This is a genomic window from Shewanella sp. SACH, from assembly GCF_001887095.2.
Classification (GTDB): domain Bacteria; phylum Pseudomonadota; class Gammaproteobacteria; order Enterobacterales; family Shewanellaceae; genus Shewanella; species Shewanella baltica.
Genome location: NZ_MPDG02000002.1, coordinates 819,662 through 836,183 on the forward strand (window position 1 = coordinate 819,662; position 16,522 = coordinate 836,183).

At 48.1% G+C, this 16,522-nt stretch carries 12 protein-coding genes; 3 read left to right on the forward strand and 9 right to left on the reverse strand.

Annotation, left to right across the window (positions count from 1 at the left end):
• Window positions 1-24: 24 nt before the first annotated feature.
• The gene (locus BM607_RS11490; RefSeq protein ID WP_071938361.1) at window positions 25-792 is read right to left on the reverse strand and encodes a helix-turn-helix transcriptional regulator; all 768 of its coding nucleotides are present in this window, start codon (window positions 790-792) and stop codon (window positions 25-27) included.
• Window positions 793-934: 142 nt separating this feature from the next.
• Here BM607_RS11490 and BM607_RS11495 point away from each other — a divergent pair, with 142 nt between their 5' ends.
• Window positions 935-2,098, forward strand: coding sequence for a multidrug effflux MFS transporter (locus BM607_RS11495; RefSeq protein WP_071938360.1), 1,164 nt, complete (start codon window positions 935-937; stop codon window positions 2,096-2,098).
• A gap of 76 nt (window positions 2,099-2,174) precedes the next feature.
• Here the strand turns inward: BM607_RS11495 and BM607_RS11500 are convergent, their stop codons facing one another.
• From BM607_RS11500 to BM607_RS11530, 7 genes are all read right to left on the reverse strand, one after another.
• Window positions 2,175-5,318 (reverse strand): multidrug efflux RND transporter permease subunit, encoded by a 3,144-nt coding sequence (locus BM607_RS11500; RefSeq protein ID WP_071938359.1) that lies wholly within the window; start codon window positions 5,316-5,318, stop codon window positions 2,175-2,177.
• Window positions 5,318-6,427, reverse strand: a complete 1,110-nt coding sequence (locus BM607_RS11505; RefSeq protein WP_012587082.1) for an efflux RND transporter periplasmic adaptor subunit — start codon at window positions 6,425-6,427, stop codon at window positions 5,318-5,320. Before BM607_RS11505 ends, BM607_RS11500 begins: the two co-directional genes overlap by 1 nt.
• Before the next feature lie 210 nt (window positions 6,428-6,637).
• Window positions 6,638-7,432: a transporter substrate-binding domain-containing protein gene (locus tag BM607_RS11510; protein ID WP_071938357.1), complete on the reverse strand. Its 795-nt coding sequence runs from the start codon at window positions 7,430-7,432 to the stop codon at window positions 6,638-6,640.
• Window positions 7,433-7,710: 278 nt separating this feature from the next.
• On the reverse strand, window positions 7,711-8,913 hold the full coding sequence (locus BM607_RS11515; RefSeq protein WP_071938356.1) for a metallophosphoesterase: 1,203 nt from the start codon (window positions 8,911-8,913) through the stop codon (window positions 7,711-7,713).
• A 328-nt stretch (window positions 8,914-9,241) separates the two neighbouring features.
• Entirely contained in the window at window positions 9,242-9,712 is a 471-nt protein-coding gene (locus tag BM607_RS11520; protein WP_212669159.1) for a nuclear transport factor 2 family protein, read from the reverse strand.
• Window positions 9,713-9,714: 2 nt separating this feature from the next.
• Window positions 9,715-10,407, reverse strand: coding sequence for a protein-disulfide isomerase (locus tag BM607_RS11525; protein WP_071938354.1), 693 nt, complete (start codon window positions 10,405-10,407; stop codon window positions 9,715-9,717).
• A 220-nt stretch (window positions 10,408-10,627) separates the two neighbouring features.
• Complete coding sequence (locus tag BM607_RS11530) at window positions 10,628-11,548, reverse strand: MBL fold metallo-hydrolase (RefSeq protein ID WP_071938352.1); 921 nt, start codon at window positions 11,546-11,548, stop codon at window positions 10,628-10,630.
• 273 nt (window positions 11,549-11,821) lie between these two features.
• On the opposite strand from BM607_RS11530, the gene BM607_RS11535 reads away from it, so the two are divergent.
• Entirely contained in the window at window positions 11,822-12,766 is a 945-nt protein-coding gene (locus BM607_RS11535) for a LysR family transcriptional regulator (RefSeq protein WP_071938350.1), read from the forward strand.
• 433 nt (window positions 12,767-13,199) lie between these two features.
• On the opposite strand, the gene ettA is transcribed toward BM607_RS11535, so the two are convergent.
• Window positions 13,200-14,867 (reverse strand): energy-dependent translational throttle protein EttA, encoded by a 1,668-nt coding sequence (ettA, locus tag BM607_RS11540; protein WP_006086878.1) that lies wholly within the window; start codon window positions 14,865-14,867, stop codon window positions 13,200-13,202.
• A gap of 189 nt (window positions 14,868-15,056) precedes the next feature.
• On the opposite strand from ettA, the gene glyA reads away from it, so the two are divergent.
• A complete protein-coding gene (gene glyA, locus BM607_RS11545) occupies window positions 15,057-16,310 on the forward strand; it encodes a serine hydroxymethyltransferase (protein ID WP_006082644.1) in 1,254 nt (417 codons plus the stop codon).
• Window positions 16,311-16,522 lie beyond the last annotated feature (212 nt).

The following is a 16,522-nucleotide window of genomic DNA, read 5'->3' on the forward strand; positions in this document are numbered from 1 at the left end:
ATTGTAAGTCAGTCGAGCCAGTACTTATTTGAAATATTGTGCCGGTGTGGTGCCAGTATATTGCTTAAAAAAGCTGATAAAGGCACTGTCACTGGAAAATTGTAGATTAAAGCCCACCTGCGCCACCGATTTCCCCGCCGCCAATTGTTCAATGGCCGAGAGTAAACGCCATTGCTGGCGCCATGCTTGATAAGCCATTCCCGTCTGTGCGCTAAAAATGCGGCTAATTGTGCGTTCACTGGCTCCGATTTCTACTGCCATATCCTTAAGATTGGCTGGCGGTTTTTGGTGTAGCTGCAGTTGCGCAAGCCAGGTTTTTAAACGTTTATCCTGTGGGAGGGGTAAAGCCAGATTTTCTTCCGCGGCATGGCCCAATTCTTCGCAGAGCAGCAAAAAGGCATTGTGCTGAGTGCTTCTTGGTTTGTCCCATGGCCAAAATGACATAGTGTCGATTAACGCTTTGAGTAGCGGGTTTACATGGAAAATAGTGACTTTATCGGGCAATGAAGTGACGGTTTCTGGTTCAAAGTAGAGTGAGCGATAGGCAACCACATTACGCATGGTGACGCTGTGCTTAACGCCAGCTGGCAACCAAGCCGCACGCGTTGGCGGTAACACCATTTGAGTATCGGCTAGGGTGAATCTCATCACGCCTGTGGGGGCGTACAGCAGTTGCGCCTTCCTGTGGTGATGCACTCCCGAGTCGTGTTCGCCCATATCTGCGGCAATGCCAATGACCAGATTATCCAGCTGGTCTGGATTAAATTGCTGTTCAGGTAGAATAAAGGCCATTTTGTCCTATTTTTGATGTTTTTTGTCTAAGTGTTGCTAATGGACACATTTGGATTTTATCTATACTGCGCCATCTTTGACAAGTATGGAGCGACATTTCGGTAAACCAACTCATTTGGATGACTGAAATGGACTAAAAATCATGAATATAAAACCACCATTAGGGCTCGTTGTGCTGCTAATGATGTTTCCGCAAATTATGGAAACCATCTATAGCCCAGCTTTGCCTAATATTGCAGAAAACTTTGCGGTGTCGGTTGCCGCTGCATCGCAAACCTTATCTGTGTACTTTATGGCCTTTGCCATCGGCGTATTTTGCTGGGGCCGCTTAGCCGACATTATTGGTCGCCGTAAAGCTATGCTCGCGGGATTAGTCTGTTATGCCATTGGCTCAGCATTAGCCTTGATGGTTAGCGACTTTAGCCTGTTGTTGATGGCCCGCATATTGTCGGCCTTTGGCGCGGCAGTGGGTTCTGTGATTACCCAAACTATGATGCGTGACAGTTATAGCGGAGAGGAATTAGCGAAAGTTTTTTCTGTAATGGGGATGTCACTTGGAATAAGCCCAGTTATCGGATTGCTATTGGGCAGTATTCTCAGCGCGTATTGGGGATATCAAGGGGTGTTTGTCGCACTCATGGTCTCTGCAATCGTATTATTATTTTTGTCGGTAAAATCTTTACCCGAAACCAAACCCGCACACACCCAGAAAATCGAGATAGGCGAGTTAGCGATTAAGATGCTTAGTGACAGCGGGATTATTAAGAACACCTTGTTGGTGGCGGCGTTTAATCTGATGTGGTTTAGCTACTTTTCACTGGCGCCATTTATGTTTGAGGCACAAGGGTTATCGACGCTTGCCTTTGGTACCAGTGGCTTACTGTTAGGCTTTGGTACATTCCTTGGCAGTTATGTTAATAAAATAATGCTGGGTCGAGGCCACACTGGTGCACGACTGGTTCGCTTAGCCAGTGCTATTGCACTTGTCGGTGGATTGGGGATTTGGCTGATCCAATCGACCTTTATAGGGCTGAATAATGTTTACTTTTTAGCGCCTATGCTGTTGATTGTGATTGCTTACGGTATCGCGATTCCGAACATACTCAGCTCGGCTTTAGCAAACTACCGCACCTATGCGGGCTCTGCTGGTGCACTTTTCGGACTGTTTTATTACATTCTGTTGGGACTGGGTTTAGGCGGCACGGGAATCGTTCACCATTTAGGTATGGTGATTACGTTAAGTGCACTGCTTTGTGTTGGCTTAGGTTTACATTTAGGCTTAGCCAATAAAGTAAAAAATGCTTAAGACGTAAATGAGAAAAAGCCAAGGCACTGAGTGCCTTGGCTTTTTGTTATGTGATTATTAACAGCTATGATTAGCGTTAGGCTTTAGGCGCAAGCTCCTGCTGCTTTGCCGCCGCCTCTTGGGCCGCTAACTCTTGCGCTTTAATTGCCGCTTCGAGTTTAGCTTCAACATATCCCGGTGAATGGGTCGCTGCCGAGATTAATCGATACATGGCAGGGATGACGAGTAGTGTCACAAAGGTGGCGAATGCCATACCGAAGAACACTACAGTACCCACAGCGATACGACTTTCTGAGCCTGCGCCCGTCGAGAAAATTAACGGTACAGCGCCCACTAAGGTGGTGAATGCTGTCATTAGGATTGGCCGTAAACGACGGGATGAAGCGTCGATAATGGCTTTATCGAGTTCAAAGCCGCGGTCACGCAATTGGTTAGCAAACTCCACGATAAGGATACCGTTTTTGGTCACCATACCAATCAACATGATCATGCCTATCTGACTGTAGATGTTGATCCCTTGACTGGTGATCAATAGACCTAAGAAACCGCCAAATACGCCCATAGGCACAGTAAACATCACCACTAACGGGTTGATAAAACTTTCAAACTGCGCGGCTAACACTAAGTAAGCGACCAGTAAGGCCAAACCAAATACGATGAAGATACTGCTTTGGTTTTCCTTGAAGTCTTTGGATTCGCCGGTGTAACCAATGGAAATATCCTTAGGTAATAATTCAATGGCTTTAGCATCAAGAAACTTTAAGCCTTCACCTAAGGTGTAACCTTCACTGACGTTAGCCTTGAGGGTGATCGATTTTTGCTTATTGGTGTGACTTAATCTTTGTGCCGAAGCAATCTCTTCGATATGGGTCACTGTATCAAGTGTCACTAATTCGCCTTTACCGGAACGCATGTAGATTTGGCTAAGATCGCCAACGTTGTTAAAACTGTTTTCATCACCGCGCAAGTACACATCGTACTCTTCGCCGCGATCCACATAGGTGGTTTCGGTGCGACCGCCGAGCATCACTTCTAAGGTTTGCGAGACGTCATCGACACTGATCCCAAGCTCCGCAGCGCGTTCTTTATCAACAGTAACGATAAGCTCAGGTGTGGTTTCGGCGTAGTCTAAATCGGCGCCTTCCATCATAGGGCTGGCATTGGCTTCTTCTTTGAGCACCTGCGCCCACTTAAAGAGTTCGGCATAGTCCGAACCACCAAGCACAAATTGCACCGGTTCGCTCGATTGGCCCCTAAAGCCTGGCATCATAGGGCGAACCATCACATCGGGAATGTCCTTCAATGCTTTGCTAATAATCCCAAGCGCTTGCTGTGCGGATTCGGTGCGTGTGCCCCAATCTTCAAGCTGCATGATCACAAAGCCCGTTTGATCGCCCGCACGGCCACCAAACGCGGGGGCTTGCACGCTGAAGGATCGCAGCACACCTTGACCTAGCAAGGGCATGAGTCTGTCTTCGACTATGTCCATGTTGGCTGTCATACGGTTATAACTGGTGCCTTCGGCGCCTTTAACAAAGGCGAACAACACACCGCGGTCTTCCTGCGGCGCCAGCTGTGACGGCACTTGTTGCATTAACCAAGCACTGCCGCCGATACAGGCGAGAATAACTAAGGGCGCGAGTAGACGAAGTTTAATCGCCCGAGTAACGGCGACGCGATAGACGCTTTCCATGCGGGCAAAACCGCGATCGACCCAACGATTAAAGCGATTCGGTTTGACGTTGGCTTTAAGTAATTTGCTGCTCAGCACGGGCGTAAGTGTCAGTGCCACTAAGGAGGAAAACAGCACCGACACCGCCAACATCACGGAGAACTCGGTAAACAAGAGTCCAACCATGCCCTCCATAAAGGAAATCGGCAGGAACACCATGACTAATACTGCCGTGGTGGCGACAACGGCAAAGCCGACTTCGCGGGTGCCTTTATAGGCGGCGAGTAACGGCTCTTCGCCTTTTTCGATATGGTGGAAAATGTTCTCGACCACCACAATCGCATCATCGACCACTAGACCGATGGAGAGGATTAACGCCATTAATGTCAGTAGGTTAATCGAATAACCTAGCATGTTAGCGGCGATAAATGCCGAGATTAACGATACCGGAACCGTTACCGCAGGGATGAGTGTCGCCCGCGCTTGTCCGATAAAGATATACAGCACGAGTACCACTAAGGCGCCAGTGACATAAAGGGTGCTATAGACCTCGTTAATCGAGCGGTCGATAAATACGGTCGAGTCGAAGTCGACCACTAGGCTAGTGCCTTCGGGCAGGAAGTCTTGTACGCGGTCGACTTCTTTGTGCACTTCTTTGGCAACGAGCAATGGGTTGGCATCGGACTGGGCAATAATGCCTAAACTGATGTTAACGATACCATCGCTTTTGAAGGTCGAGTTTTCGTTTTGTGCGCCGACAGCCACATCGGCCACATCTTTTAAGTAGATAGGCGTGCCATCGCTGGCGGTACGCACCACAAGGTAGTCAAAATCCTTTGGCGTGTAGTACAAGCGTTTGGTTCGCACCGACATCACTGTGGTGTCGTTTCGCACTTGGCCGCCGGGTGTTTCGATGTTTTCTTTGCGCAGCGCGTTCGTTATGTCGGTGACTGTTACATTGCGGCCCGCCATTTGCTCGGGTCTGAGCTTGACGTACATCACCTTGTACAAACCGCCGGAAATACTGATCGAGCTCACGCCGCTGATAAGGCTAAATCTGTCCTCTAACACGCGCTGGGCGTAATCCGTTAATTGAGTGCGGTCCATCACACTCGAGCTTAAATTCACATAGACGGAGGGCTCGCCCGAGCCGTTGTCTTTTGAGACGACAGGATCTTTCGCATCTTCAGGCAGCCTGCGCTGGGCACGGGCCACAGCATCACGCACATCACTTACGCCTTCGGTTAAGTTCCACCCGAGGAGGAATTTCACTGTGATACGCGAGCTACCATTACGGGTGGTCGACGTGATTTCGTCGATACCACTGATCCCCGTCAGTTCATCTTCTAGGGTCTTAGTGATCTGGCTTTCCATAATGGCCGCCGATGCACCCGAGTAACTGGTGCTAATGGTGACCACAGGGCTTTCAACGTCGGGCATTTCCCGTATCGACAATTTAGAGAAGGAGACTATGCCGAATACGCACAGCAGTAAGCTTAAAACGATGGCAACGACAGGGCGTTTAACCGAAACATCGGATAACCACATTATTTAGTCTCCGTAGCTTTTGGGCTTGAAAGCTCAGCCGCACGGGTAGATGCCTTGGCATCGAGCGTCACTTCATTGATTTTCAGGCCATCGCGCATATTCACTAAGCCTTGTACGACGACTTTGTCACCTATGTTCAAACCGTTTTCAATCAAGACTTGGTTATCAATACGCGCACCTAACTGCACTTCGGTGCGGTTGGCGATGTGATCGGCGCTAACCACGTACACGTAACGTTTAGTGCCTGAATATTCAAGGGCTTGTACTGGCACCATAGGTGCTGAAATTGCAGGGAACGTGATAGTGGATGACATCATCATGCCGGGTTTTAAGCGATTTTTGGGGTTGTCGAATTGCACCCGCACTTTAAGGTTTAAGGTTTCTTCATTGACGCGTGGATCGATAGCGACAACTTTGCCGGTAAAGGTTTCATCCGGCCAAGCGCGGCTGGTGGCCGCCACTTGCATACCTATGCTCAACTGCGACAGGAAATGCTCTGGCACTTGTAAGTCGAGGCGCATGCTAGATAAATCATCCAGCGACATTAATTCAGTGCCTATGCTGACCATCTTGCCTTCGCTGAAATTAATCAGACCCGTATTGCCCGCAAACGGCGCAATCAGCGAGTGGTAATGTAAATCGGCTTGGGCTGAAGCTAAGCGTGCTTGGGCGATATCCACACTGGCTTTTTGTGCGTCAATCTCGGTTTGGGTGATGGCGTTACGGCTGATCAGTTTTTCAAATTCTTTGAGTTTACGTTTTTCATCGTTGAGAAACGCATTAGCCTCGGCGACGGCGGCTTGGGTTTTCATATCATCGAGTTCGATGAGCAACTGGCCTTTTTTCACTGCTTGGTTTGAGGTCACGGCGACTTGCTTAATCTTACCTGTGACTTGCGGCGCGATGATCACCGCGCGTTCGGCAGCGAGTTTGCCGATAAGCGAGATAGATTGCGCTAACGGATATTCAACGACTTCACCCGTGACCACTGGAACGGTACGCATTAGGTGTGGGGCGCTTTCGGGTTTGGCTGCTTGAAGGACATCACTAAAACTCACCGCTGTGGCGATAACCGCAAGCAGGGCAATGGCAATAATGGTTTTTTTCATTGTAATTATTATCTCGCGCAAAGGCAGTTGAAAAAGGTGATAGCTCTAATGGGGCTATTCTAGTGAATAACCTACCTGAGTTGGGTAAAAGTTTGTAAAGGTAAGCAAACGAAAATGAAAGAAATTGTGTTTTTTGAGCATTAAGCACAATTCAACGCGGCTTTTGCGGTTTTTTTGTGCAAAGGGCCAGTGCGAGAAGACCCTCGTGCGCTAGGGATGGACCTCAGTACGCGTTTTTTCCACTGGGGCTTGAGTCGTTTCAACCTGAGGATATTGGCTTAAAATGGAAGCTAATCGACCATCGCTGCGCATACTTTCTAAGCCTTGATTAAAATCCGTTACCAACTGCTGATGATCTGTCACGGCCAGAGACACCCCTAAGTGAAATACCTCTGTCGCTATGGGTTGACCGACTTGCTCAAAGGCATCGTTATATTCAGCTGGGCCTTTTTTAATTAAATACCTCGCTAAGTTATGGCCAATCAAGACTAAATCAATACGCTTTAAAAACAGTTTTTTGAGGTTCATTTCATCCGAATTACCTTCTTCGGTGGTGAGCCCAGCGGCGAAGATTTCGGGTGGATTAGCGTAACCGCGACCTATGCCGATCGTGTAGGGCTTGAGCTCAGAGAGCTGGCTGAAACTCAGCGGCGCATCTTTACGTTTATAAAACACGATTTGTACGGGTTGGATTGGCGCAGAATATTGGGCCCATTGCTCACGCTCTTTACGATACCAGAGTCCAATAATGCCATCGGCTTTGCCCGTTTTAACGAGTAGGGCTGCGCGAGCGAAGGGATAAAACTTGAGGCTGGCATTATAGCCTTGGCGTTTAAAGGCTTCTTTGACCACTTGGGCGACGCCGCCCTGTTCGGGTAAAGCATCGGCATAAAAAGGAGGGTAGTTTGTGGCGACTAAATGGAGTTCTCGCCCCGCAAACGCGGGCTGGATAAAGCCGAGCATAAACAAGCAAAAGCCAGATAATGTGAGTAATTTTTTCCCCATTTCTACTCCAGCACTTAGGTGAGTCGCACTTGGCTTGAGTATAGTCAGAGTTAATAAAAACTGGCGAACTTATGAATATTAAGATGCGTGCATGTTGAGAGCCATATAGATTTAGAACTATGCCGATTTAGAGCCATTCAGATTGAGAACGCTACAGATTTAGAACCATGGTGGGTGCCCGTTTACCTTTGCTTATTCATGCATTCGCGCCCTAACTTATGCATGCATTAGGGCGCTAGGGCATTCACGTATTATGGCGAAGATATTAGTGAGGTATCTTATAGCGAAACCTGCTCACCCTGATACAGACCGCGGGTGAGTTTGCCGGCGTCGATAAGTAACAGTTCACCGGATTGACCATTCTTAATGCTGCTGTCTATCGCAATGATTTTATTGTGATAGAGGCCAAGTACTTGCTCCTGCGATGTGTGTCCAACGACAATATGCTCGACTTTGAAATAGCTCAGAATGCTATCGATATCCGACTCTTTCAGTTCATCTTTAAAGTAACCGCGATACCAAGTTGGACCATTGGTAAAAAACAGAAAGTTGAGTAAATCATCCTTTTTCAAATCAGCTTTTTTATCATCTAAATGCTGACGAAATAGTTGGTTAGCCTCGCTGATATGTAATTTACGCTCGACCCATTCAGGGCTGATGCCCCCATGCATAAACAAGATATTATTGATTTTGACTAAGGTGTGTTTGCTGCGAAGCCATTGGCCGATTTCTGTGTCTTTGTTGTAGAGCGCATCGTAGTGGCGTTTGAGTAAATCGGCCGAAACTTGGTAGCGTTCGTTGACGTAGCGTAAGTCGCCGCGAAACACCATTTGCTCGTGGTTGCCCATGAGTAGATGTAAGCGCCCGCCCGCAGCTTGGGCTTCTTGATCTAAGGCATATAAAAACCACAATACTTCATTGACTTGATGGCCACGGTCAAACATGTCGCCCGTCATCACCATATGACCGTCATCAAAGGCCCAGTGGTTATCTTTGTCGATAATCTTATGGGCTTTTAGTAAGTTAATCATCACATCAAATTGGCCGTGCACATCGCTAAGGGCGACAATTTTGCTGACATGAGTAAAGGTATCGGGCTCAACCGTGGCCGCTAGTGTGTGAAGATGGGGCTCTGGTAATTCACCGCAACTGGCAGGGCGAGTTAACTGCGCCTTCGCAATCGGCGTTTGTTTTAGCTCACTCTGGCAAATCCAATAGGCAGTGTCTTTTTGAGCATTGTTTAAAAACACATAAGGGCCATCGGTGACGCTGCTTTCTTGAATCTTTAGTTCTGGCTCGGCCTCACTTGCATTGGCCGCCAGCGAGGTAAAAGAGAGTGAAACAAAAGGGAGTGCGGTGACAAGCCATAACAGGGGCGTGAATTTTCTATGTTGCTTGAGTATCCATTGGCTGGCTCGGCTCAGTCGGGTGATAGAGAGTATGATTGGGTTAGCCCCGACAGACATCGAATTGATTCGCATTAGACCGCATCCTTGTTCTTGTTTTAGTTATTCATTCTGTCATTTTAGACACTTGAGTTGATGAGTCTTCGAATGTGTAACTTTACGAAGCTAATCTCAAGTGTTCAATTTCAAACGCTTAATCTTAAGTACTTAATGTCAAGTGCTCAACATATTGAAAAGACTAAATCATACGGATAAGGCTTAGGGTCGACAAGTCACGAGGCGGGCTAAATGAAACTTGCCCGCCTCATTATTCAGTTATTTCACACTTGTATGTCTATAGCTGATGACTTTAGTTGCATGGCATTAACAGTTGCATGGTATTAGCCGTTGCATGCATTGACACTTACATGGCATTGACGACGGTATGACTATCGACAAACTGTTCGAAACTGACGATTTTGCCGCTGTGTATCTTCCATAAATGGGCGACTCGGGCGCTAAAATACTTGCCCGTTTTGACATAGGTACCTGAATAAGTGCCGAAGGCAAAAACCTTATCGCCTTGGGCGACATAGTCTTCGATATCGACGCGGTAGTTATCCCATTCAGTTTCGAGGCGAGCGAACACCTTGGTGGCTATCGCGCTAAAGCCTACGTAAGTGCCCGCATAGGGAAAACCTGCCGCCTCTGTCCAGCGTGCGTCACTCGCTAAGGCATGCTGAAGATTTTTGGCGTTCTCGGCTGAGCTACTTCCCTCATAGGTGCTTTTAACCAGTGCAAGATTCGCATCAGTCTGCCTTGCTGTTTCTATAAGACTTAACTGAGCTGGTTCACTCATTAATGAACCTGTTGAAACACCATTAAGCATTGGCATAATTATGACTCAAATTGCGCTTCAAGATGGCTTAACCACTGGGCGGGTTGGCCGTAGAAGCGGTTGATATTAATGGCGGTGATGTTGCCGTCATCATCCTCTATAGCCATCGAAGGGAAACCTTGGGCACCTATCAGATTCAATAATGCTCTGGATTCAACGATATGCTCATACAGCTTGTCTTCACCTTGGGCATAATGCTGCGCAAAGCTCATAGGGTCGAGCCCAAGTTCAGCGGCTAACCTTGCGAGATTACCTTCATCACTGGCGCTGTGACCATCGCGGTAATGGGCCAGTTGTACTGAGTGCAGATAGGCCAAACTGTCGCCGCCCATGGCCTCGACTGCGAGCATGGCTTTAATGGGGGGCGCTGAGTCGAGTACGACTGTGGTATCGCGCAGCAGACCATCAAAGTAGTTTTCACCAAAAGGCTGTCCGGTTAGCTCGGCAATGCGCAGATCGTGGGGCATAACATAGTCGCGCCAGTTGGCATCGATTTGTTTGCGTCTTGGGCCTGTGAGCATACCGCCGCCGTGGAGCTTAATGGTAAAGCCAGCTTTGGCTGCAGCATCGAGTAACGGCGCTGCGGCATAACACCAACCACATAAAGGGTCGATAATCGCGTGCAGAGTACGCACTTTGGCCGCTGGTGTGCTGTTGGCCGTGCTAGCAGAATGAGTTGTTGGGTGAGTCATAGTATTAAACCTTTTGGCTTAAGTTCGTCGCTACATTAGCGACTTAAGCCCTTTGATATCATCGATTAAAATCGTTAGTTTGGTACCGTTATTTAGGTGCAGTCATTTAGCTAAAAAAATGGCACGCAATCGCTCACGTGCCTGTCTTTAACTGTTTGCACTTAACTATCTTTTACACCTAACTAGCTGTACCTCATCGCCGAGATAGGTATGGCTGGACTTACATAGGCCAGGTCATTTCGCCCATGTAAACTTTGGCGCTGATTTCAAGCCCTGCATCGGCTGGCATTTGTGGGTATAGCGCCAGCATCTTTTGGATTAATTCGGCTGAATCTTTCGAGGCTTTTGCTGCGACTTCAAAAGCTTTTACATAGTCACGGGTAAAACCGATGGCGCGGGTATCAAATCGCGCTTCGCCTAAATAGTGCCCCGGGATCACTGTGGTCGGCAGCAGTTTTTCCATCGCATCTAAATGAGTTAACCATTCCTGACGCTCTGCGGTAGTTTGAGTGTCAGCCATCCAAACATGCGTGTTATCAAATACTTCTACGCCACCTGTAATGGTTTTTGCCGATGGCACCCACAGGAAAGTGTGTTTAGGATGTTTGTCATTGAAACCTTCGATAATCACTTGCTCACCGTCGATGGTGAAAGAGTCGCTGTGAATCGCCTTAGGTAACACTAATTCACTTGGCGCATTGTCCTTTAAAATCGGACCCCAGTAGGCGAGCTTGCCTTCCATTGAGGCTTTAATGGCATCGACTGTGGTTTGAGTCGCGACAATTTGTGCATTGGGGAAATTCTTTTTAATCACGGCTAAACCGAAATAAAAGTCAGGATCGCTATGACTGATATACACCTGAGTCAGCTTTTTACCGCTGGCCTTGATGGTATCAACCAAGGTTTGGGCATCGTTATTTTGAAATTGTGCATCGACTAACATCATTTCGTGTTCGCCGCTGATAAAGCTCGATGACACGGCAAAGATGCTGTTTTCGCCTGGATTAAAATGGCTCACTTGCAATGGTGCCGCATTGACCGCGCCCAGTCCCGCTAGCAGTAAGGTAGCGGCTAGACTGATTTTAGACGAGGCCTTCAATATGGCGTTTGTGTTGCGTATAGCATAGGTCGATGTGTTCATTTTTGGCTCACTTATAGTCACAGGATGAAAGAGTAAAAAGGTTCGATTTAGCATTCATTGATTTGCAGCTGCTGCAAAAAGTGAGTTAAGTATAGGTTGCAATAATCAATAGATAAATGCGAGTATCTGCCCATGTTTGTTGCATTAATCGGACGAATGGCCGGATGTACTCTTAGTTATTATTCATGTGGGGCGCGAGAATGTGAGTGAGCCTTCGAGTGATTGAAAGTGAGTGATTAAACGTTATTGATTGAACGTGAGTGGAGATAAATCATGGATAGACTCGAAGCGGCTAAGGTGTTTGTGACTATTGTCGAGCGCGGCAGCATGGTAAGCGCCGCCAATGCTTTAGATATGTCGCGTTCTATGGTGACCCGTTACTTGAGCGAAATGGAAGAATGGTCCGGCGCTAGATTGTTGCATCGCTCGACGCGCAGTCTCAGCTTAACGCCAGCGGGTGAGCAAGTGCTGGACTATTGCCATCGACTGCTCGAATTGGCTAATGAAGTGCCGGCGGTCAGTCATGCCGCTGTGGCGATTCCTCGGGGATTGTTGCGTATTAGCTGCTCCCAGTTTTTGGCGCATCAGATTTTAGCGCCCGTGGTGCGCCAATACTTAGCCAGTTATCCGCAGGCGAGTGTGAATTTCCACGTGAGCAGCCAAACCGTCGATCTGGTCGCCGAGCGGATTGATCTGGCGATTCGCATCACCAATGAACTCGATCCCAATCTTATCGCAAGGCGCTTGGGGGAATGTGAATCTGTGGTGTGCGCTGCACCGAGTTACCTTGCCGCGCGCGCCGCCGTGCTGCATCCCGAAGATTTGACCCAGCATAATTGCTTAACCTATTCCTATTTTGGCGATGTGATGTGGCGTTTTTATCAAACCGATCTGGCTGCGAAACAGACTCAAGTGCTGAACTCTGATCCTAAGTTAAACCAAGGGCAGGCGTTTAATGTGCCTGTGAATGGTAATTTTAGCGCCAATGATTCTATGGTGGTGCTCAATGCCACGCTGGCAGGCGAGGGGATTGCAATGCAACCGCTGTGGGCGGCGAAACCCTATTTAGATTCGGGTCAGTTAGTGCCTTTGTTAACTGAGTTCATGCCGCAGTCACTGGGTGTGTATGGCGTGTATCAATCCCGCAAACATATGCAGCCTGCACTCAGGGTGATGATGGACATGCTGGTGGCTTATTTTGCCAGTTTGAAAAGCTGAGTTGTTTTATAGAAGCTATTCGATAGCACTCCACAAAACTAGCCCATAAAAAGCATCCAATAAAAAGGAGCGCAGATCCTTAGACCTGAGCTCCTTTTTTGCTTAATCACTTATGTATATACCCAAGCTACCTGAAGATACGAGTTTCAGAGCGCCTAGGGTGCTCCAATTAAAGGCGCATCAGGCCACCTTTTGAATTGATGCAACACGGAAGTGGAGTGCCCTAGGCGCTCCGTCCCGGCGGGTTGTAACGCACTTTATGCCGTGTTGGTTATTTTTAACTTAGCCCACTAGGTCTGCAAATAACCGCAATCGCCATGGATGGCGTGAATGCCATTTATGCAGGAGCAATAAAGGGCCTTGCCTAAAGTGCGTTACATTCCCGCTGAATCCTGCATCTTCAGGTTGTTTGGGTATATAAGTGCTAAACCGACTACTTAATCATGCGCTTGTATTTCAAGCGGTGTGGCTCAACTACATCGGCGCCATAGGTATTTTTCAGCCATGCCGAGTATTCTGTGTAGTTACCTTCGTAGAAGTTCACTTGACCTTCGTCACGGTAATCCAGAATGTGGGTCGCGATACGGTCGAGGAACCAACGGTCATGCGAAATCACCATAGCGCAACCTGGGAATTCCAGAATCGCTTCTTCCAGTGCACGCAGGGTTTCAACGTCTAAGTCGTTGGTGGGTTCGTCGAGGAGTAAGACGTTACCGCCTGCTTGCAGCAGTTTGGCTAAATGCACTCGGTTACGCTCACCACCAGACAAGGTGCCGATAACTTTTTGCTGATCGCCACCACGGAAGTTGAAGCGGCCTACATAAGCGCGGCTCGGAATTTCCATGTTGTTGATACGCATGATGTCTTGACCACCGGAGATTTCTTCCCAAATGGTGTTCTTATCATTCATCGAATCGCGGAACTGCTCAACCGATGCCAGTTGCACAGTATCACCCAGCTCAATACTGCCGCTGTCTGGCGTTTCAGCGCCGGATAACATGCGGAACAGGGTCGATTTACCCGCTCCGTTGGCACCGATAATACCGACGATAGCGCCCTTAGGCACAGAGAACGACAGGTTGTCGATCAATACGCGGTCACCGTAAGACTTGGTCAGGTTATTCACTTCAATAACCTTGTCACCTAAACGTGGTCCGGGCGGAATAAACAGCTCGTTGGTTTCGTTACGTTTTTGGTAATCGTTAGTGTTCAGTTCTTCAAAGCGCGCCATACGGGCCTTGCCCTTAGACTGACGGCCTTTCGCACCTTGGCGTACCCATTCCAATTCCTTGGCAATGGTTTTTTGACGAGCACTTTCGGTAGCCGATTCTTGCTTCAGACGGGCATCTTTCTGCTCAAGCCATGAAGAATAGTTACCTTCCCACGGAATACCTTCACCGCGGTCGAGTTCTAAAATCCAGCCAGCGGCATTGTCGAGGAAGTATCTGTCGTGGGTAATCGCGACCACAGTACCAGCATATTCCTGCAAAAAGTGCTCAAGCCACGCCACAGATTCAGCATCCAAGTGGTTGGTCGGTTCGTCCAGTAACAGCATTTCTGGCTTTTCAAGCAGCAAACGACATATCGCTACGCGGCGACGTTCACCACCGGATAACACTTCGATTTTTTCATCCCAATCCGGCAGACGCAGGGCGTTGGCGGCGCGCTCAAGGACGTACTCTAAGTTATGGGCATCTTGGGCTTGAATAATGGCTTCGAGTTCGCCTTGCTCTTTTGCAAGGGCGTCGAAATCGGCGTCCGGCTCGGCGTAGGCTGCATAAACGGCATCGAGGCGAGTTAGGGCATTTTTTGCCTCTGCAACCGCTTCTTCAATCGCTTCACGCACGGTTTGATTCGGATCGAGTTTAGGTTCCTGCGGCAGGTAACCAATTTTCAATCCCGGCATTGGGCGCGCTTCACCTTCAATTTCGGTGTCGATACCCGCCATAATGCGCAGTAGTGTCGACTTACCAGAACCGTTGAGGCCGAGTACGCCAATTTTGGCGCCGGGGAAAAAGCTTAAAGAAATATCTTTAAGGATCTGCTTCTTAGGCGGAACAATTTTACCCACCCGCAGCATGCTGTAAACAAACTGAGCCATTTTTCTCTATCTTAAGTGACTAATGATGCGGCTAATTCTACTCGATTGCGCGCCGAACTCAACTCGACAATGAGCCAAGTTCAAGCTAAATCCATAGGAATTTCATGTTTCAAATACTGGGATTGTGGTCGCGTTCCGAGTAGAATACGGCGCAACCCTACCTATAAGAATTGGCAGCTGGAGTAAGCAATGCTGAAAAAAGATATGAATATCGCAGATTATGATCCGGAACTGTTTAAGGCAATTCAGAATGAAACTCTGCGTCAAGAAGAGCATATTGAGCTGATTGCTTCTGAAAACTACACCAGTCCACGCGTGATGGAAGCGCAAGGTTCACAGTTAACCAATAAGTACGCTGAAGGCTATCCAGGCAAGCGATACTACGGTGGTTGTGAGTATGTGGACGTAGTTGAAACCTTAGCGATTGAACGTGCTAAAGAATTGTTTGGCGCAACTTACGCTAACGTACAACCTCATTCAGGTTCACAGGCAAACAGCGCTGTTTACATGGCATTGTTAAAACCTGGCGATACCGTACTGGGCATGAACTTAGCCCACGGTGGTCACTTGACCCACGGTTCACCCGTAAACTTCTCTGGCAAACTGTACAATATCATTCCTTACGGTATCGACGAGTCAGGTAAAATTGACTACGACGAAATGGAACGTCTGGCCGTAGAACATAAACCTAAGATGATGATCGGCGGTTTCTCTGCCTATTCTGGTATCGTTGACTGGGCAAAAATGCGTGAAATTGCTGATAAAATAGGTGCTTACCTATTTGTCGACATGGCGCACGTTGCCGGTCTTATCGCTGCTGGCGTTTATCCAAACCCAGTTCCACACGCACACGTTGTGACATCAACGACCCACAAAACTTTAGCCGGTCCTCGTGGTGGCGTGATCCTGTCTGCTGCTGACGATGAAGACTTGTACAAAAAGTTGAACTCTGCGGTATTCCCAGGCGGTCAAGGTGGCCCATTAATGCACGTTATCGCTGGTAAAGCGGTTGCGTTCAAAGAAGCACTAGAGCCAGAATTTAAAGTGTACCAACAGCAAGTGGTTAACAACGCTAAAGCTATGGTTGAAGTGTTCCTTGAGCGCGGTTACAAAATCGTCTCTGGCGGAACCAGCAACCACTTAATGTTAGTTGACCTGATTGGTCGTGACTTAACGGGTAAAGAGGCCGATGCCGCCTTAGGTAGCGCTAACATTACCGTGAACAAAAACTCAGTGCCAAACGACCCACGTTCACCTTTTGTGACCTCAGGTGTGCGTATCGGTACGCCAGCCATTACGCGCCGCGGCTTTAAAGAAGCGGAATCGAAAGAGCTGACTGGCTGGATTTGTGACATCCTTGATGATGCAAGCAATCCTGCTGTGATTGAGCGTGTTAAGGGCCAAGTATTGGCACTGTGTGCACGTTTCCCTGTTTACGGCTAATTTGCTGACGCATCTAGGTTTAAGTGCGTATGTGCTTAAGTAGATGATTGGCTGAGAGTGATCGCTTGCTGACTAGGTAATTACATGAGGTACTTACATCAGTTACTTACATCAGGTACTTAGCACCAGGTAGTTAACCTCAGCCCATAAATAGGATAAAATCCCATGGCCGCATCAAGCGGCCATTTTTATTGGTAAAATCTTAGGCTTAA

Coding starts and splice junctions, on each gene's coding strand:
- ettA (WP_006086878.1), bottom strand. CDS start 14,867: ATGGCTCAGTTTGTTTACAGCATGCTGCGGGTGGGTAAAATTGTTCCG.
- BM607_RS11495 (WP_071938360.1), top strand. CDS start 935: ATGAATATAAAACCACCATTAGGGCTCGTTGTGCTGCTAATGATGTTT.
- BM607_RS11505 (WP_012587082.1), bottom strand. CDS start 6,427: ATGAAAAAAACCATTATTGCCATTGCCCTGCTTGCGGTTATCGCCACA.
- BM607_RS11535 (WP_071938350.1), top strand. CDS start 11,822: ATGGATAGACTCGAAGCGGCTAAGGTGTTTGTGACTATTGTCGAGCGC.
- BM607_RS11500 (WP_071938359.1), bottom strand. CDS start 5,318: ATGTGGTTATCCGATGTTTCGGTTAAACGCCCTGTCGTTGCCATCGTT.
- BM607_RS11510 (WP_071938357.1), bottom strand. CDS start 7,432: ATGGGGAAAAAATTACTCACATTATCTGGCTTTTGCTTGTTTATGCTC.
- BM607_RS11525 (WP_071938354.1), bottom strand. CDS start 10,407: ATGACTCACCCAACAACTCATTCTGCTAGCACGGCCAACAGCACACCA.
- BM607_RS11490 (WP_071938361.1), bottom strand. CDS start 792: ATGGCCTTTATTCTACCTGAACAGCAATTTAATCCAGACCAGCTGGAT.
- glyA (WP_006082644.1), top strand. CDS start 15,057: ATGCTGAAAAAAGATATGAATATCGCAGATTATGATCCGGAACTGTTT.
- BM607_RS11520 (WP_212669159.1), bottom strand. CDS start 9,712: ATGCCAATGCTTAATGGTGTTTCAACAGGTTCATTAATGAGTGAACCA.
- BM607_RS11515 (WP_071938356.1), bottom strand. CDS start 8,913: ATGCGAATCAATTCGATGTCTGTCGGGGCTAACCCAATCATACTCTCT.
- BM607_RS11530 (WP_071938352.1), bottom strand. CDS start 11,548: ATGAACACATCGACCTATGCTATACGCAACACAAACGCCATATTGAAG.